Origin of the sequence: Candidatus Darwinibacter acetoxidans, from assembly GCF_041936445.1 — a bacterium.
In the GTDB taxonomy this organism is placed as follows: Bacteria; Bacillota; Limnochordia; order Darwinibacteriales; family Darwinibacteriaceae; genus DTU010.
In genome coordinates this window covers 1-2,485 of record NZ_JBHGXH010000155.1, presented here as the reverse complement: position 1 = coordinate 2,485, position 2,485 = coordinate 1, and the positions used below count along the sequence as shown (strand labels likewise).

At 57.0% G+C, this 2,485-nt stretch carries 4 protein-coding genes; all 4 read left to right on the top strand.

What is annotated here, in order from left to right:
* The first annotated feature begins 168 nt into the window (after positions 1-168).
* Genes ACE4YL_RS05960 through ACE4YL_RS05945 form a run of 4 tightly spaced genes read left to right on the top strand, consistent with a single transcriptional unit; the run spans position 169 to position 2,353 of the window.
* Positions 169-393 (top strand): hypothetical protein, encoded by a 225-nt coding sequence (locus ACE4YL_RS05960; RefSeq protein ID WP_461369360.1) that lies wholly within the window; start codon positions 169-171, stop codon positions 391-393.
* A 4-nt stretch (positions 394-397) separates the two neighbouring features.
* Positions 398-1,159, top strand: a complete 762-nt coding sequence (locus tag ACE4YL_RS05955; RefSeq protein WP_461369359.1) for a transcriptional regulator — start codon at positions 398-400, stop codon at positions 1,157-1,159.
* Positions 1,146-1,667 (top strand): replicative helicase loader/inhibitor, encoded by a 522-nt coding sequence (locus ACE4YL_RS05950; protein WP_461369358.1) that lies wholly within the window; start codon positions 1,146-1,148, stop codon positions 1,665-1,667. The genes ACE4YL_RS05955 and ACE4YL_RS05950 overlap by 14 nt, the downstream gene beginning before the upstream one ends.
* Positions 1,664-2,353 carry a glucosaminidase domain-containing protein gene (locus tag ACE4YL_RS05945; RefSeq protein WP_461369357.1) on the top strand — a complete coding sequence of 230 codons (690 nt, stop codon included), beginning with the start codon at positions 1,664-1,666 and terminating at the stop codon, positions 2,351-2,353. Before ACE4YL_RS05950 ends, ACE4YL_RS05945 begins: the two co-directional genes overlap by 4 nt.
* Positions 2,354-2,485: the final 132 nt, after the last annotated feature.

The following is a 2,485-nucleotide window of genomic DNA, read 5'->3' as shown; positions in this document are numbered from 1 at the left end:
AAATTGCGGAATTTATAGCCTGGCCTGCGACATCTGCGGCGAAGATGCTGATGAGGATTTTTTCGAGTTTTACGATGCTGTGAATTACAAAAAGGCCAACGGTTGGAAAAGCCAAAAACGGGACGGCGAATGGGAAGATGTTTGCCCCGAATGTCAGGAGGCCGACCAGTGAGCCGCCCGCAGCGCATCGAACTGGCCCACCTCGACTACGCCAAGCGCGGGGAGTTTTACATCGCCGGGAGCGACTGGAACCTGGCGTGGACGGCAGAAGAGCTGGAGACTGTGCGCGAGATGCGGGAGCGCGGGGCTAAGGTGTGGGAAGTGGCCGAGGCGGTGGACAGGCCGGATTATGAGGTTGCCGTGCTGATCATGGATCTGGAGGAGCGGGGGTGATAGGGTGCCAAACAGGATCATAAAAGAATCAATCTGCACCAGTAACGAGATCGACGCGCTGAAGCCGGAAGAGGAAATCCTCTTTTACCGGATCATCGTCAACTGCGACGACTTTGGACGCATGGACGCCCGGCTGCCGATCCTGCGGGCGAAGTGTTTCCCGCTGCGGATTGATAGCGTTAAAGACAAGGATATACGGGCCTGGATGGATAGCCTGATAAAGCAGGGGCTGATCTTTACCTACGAAGCTGATGGCAAAATGTATCTCCAGATGACAACATGGGAAAAGCATCAGCAAATACGAGCAAAGAGAAGCAAGTTCCCTGCACCTGATGACGGAGTTATCCACAAGATAGCAGATGAAATCAACGGAAAGCATCTGTTATCAGATGTCCCCGAGAATCCAATCCAATCCAATCTAGAATCCGAATCCAATCCGAATCCAACTAGTACGCAGAGCACGTTAAAGGATCGCTTTGAAACCTTCTGGACCGCCTACCCCAAAAAGCGCAGCAAGGGGCAAGCTGAAAAAGCCTGGGCCAAGATCAAGCCGGACGAGCAGCTCACGGGCGAGATACTATCTGCCCTGGAGCGGGCCAAGACTTCGGCGGACTGGCAGAAAGATGGCGGCCAATTCATCCCCTACCCGGCTACCTGGCTAAACGCTAAGGGCTGGGAGGATGACTACACCCCGGCCCCGACGGTGCCGAAGGGCTGGAGCGCACTAAAAGAATTCGCGGAGGACAAACGACATGACGAGCAGTGAATTTACCAAGTTGATGGGCTTTGTGATGGCTGCGGTGGACAAGCCTGTTGCCCGGCCCACAATAGACGCCTACTTCGAGATGCTAAAAGACCTGTCATACGACCTGGCGGCTGCTGCGGTGAAAAAGATCATCGCGACGGATGAATACCCTACCCTGCCTACCATCGGCAAGATCCGCCAGGCTGCTGCTGAGATCAGCCGGGGGCATATCCTCTCCGCCCCGGAAGCCTGGGGGATGGTCCTGAAGGCCGTGCATGAGTATGGCTACTACCGCGAAGGCGAAGCCCTGGCGTCGCTGCCGGAGCACGTGGCGGAGGTGGTCCGCTGGATGGGCTTTCAGACCATCTGCATGAGCGAGAAAATCAGCGTTGACCGTGGCCAGTTTCTGCGGATGTATGAGGTCCACCAGAAGCGCGAGCAGGAGCAGGCCCTTTTGCCGCCAGCAGTTCGCGACATGATGAAGCAGCTCGCCGGCGGAATGAAAATGTTGGGAGATGGTGAGAAATGAAACGCTGGCAATATCTCCTCTTCTCCACCGCCCTGGCCGTGCTCGTCATGACCGTGGGCACCGGCAGCTACCTAGCTATCGTCCGACAGGAGCGGCTCGAAGCTCTGGAGCGGGCGGAGCGGGACGCTGAGATCTACCTGGAGCAGCTTCGGGAGGCCAGAGAACAGCTCGACGAAGCAGCGGAGCGCCTGGAAGCGCTGGAAGAAATGCTCTTAAACCTACACCAAATGCAGCAGATTGCTGAGCGCTCAGCTGCGCCGTCACGTAGCGGCCGGGTAACCGTGGCTACCATGCCGCTATCAACGCCCTCCGGTTTTACGGCTGCGCGCTTCGAGCGGGTCTTTGCTGGCACCGGGCTGGCCGGCCTGGGACAAGCCTTCTATGGCGCCGAGAAAGCATACGGCGTCAACGCCGTGGTGCTGGCCGCGATCTGCGCTCACGAGAGCGGCTGGGGAACGTCAAAGCTGGCCCGGGATAAAAACAACCTGGCCGGGCTGGGGGCATACGATGACTGCCCTGGACGAGCTTTGACTTTTACGACGAGGGATGATTGCATATTTTACCTGGCCCGGCTGATAGCAGACAGCGGGAGCCTGGAAGAGATCGGGGCCTGGTACGCGTCAGATCCTCGGTGGGCAGAGAAAGTGGCGGGGTGCATGAAGGCAATAAGCGAAGAGCGGAGGTGATATAAATGCCGAGAAACACCCTTGGAGACTTAAACAATCATCTTTTTGAGCAACTAGAACGCTTAAACGACGAAAGCATAAAGGGCGATGATTTGCGCGAGGAAATAGCACGGGCAAAGGCAGTGACGAGCA

What these genes read in the sequence shown, in the direction of transcription:
- ACE4YL_RS05950 (WP_461369358.1), top strand. Translation starts at nt 1,146, where the DNA reads ATGACGAGCAGTGAATTTACCAAGTTGATGGGCTTTGTGATGGCTGCG.
- ACE4YL_RS05945 (WP_461369357.1), top strand. Translation starts at nt 1,664, where the DNA reads ATGAAACGCTGGCAATATCTCCTCTTCTCCACCGCCCTGGCCGTGCTC.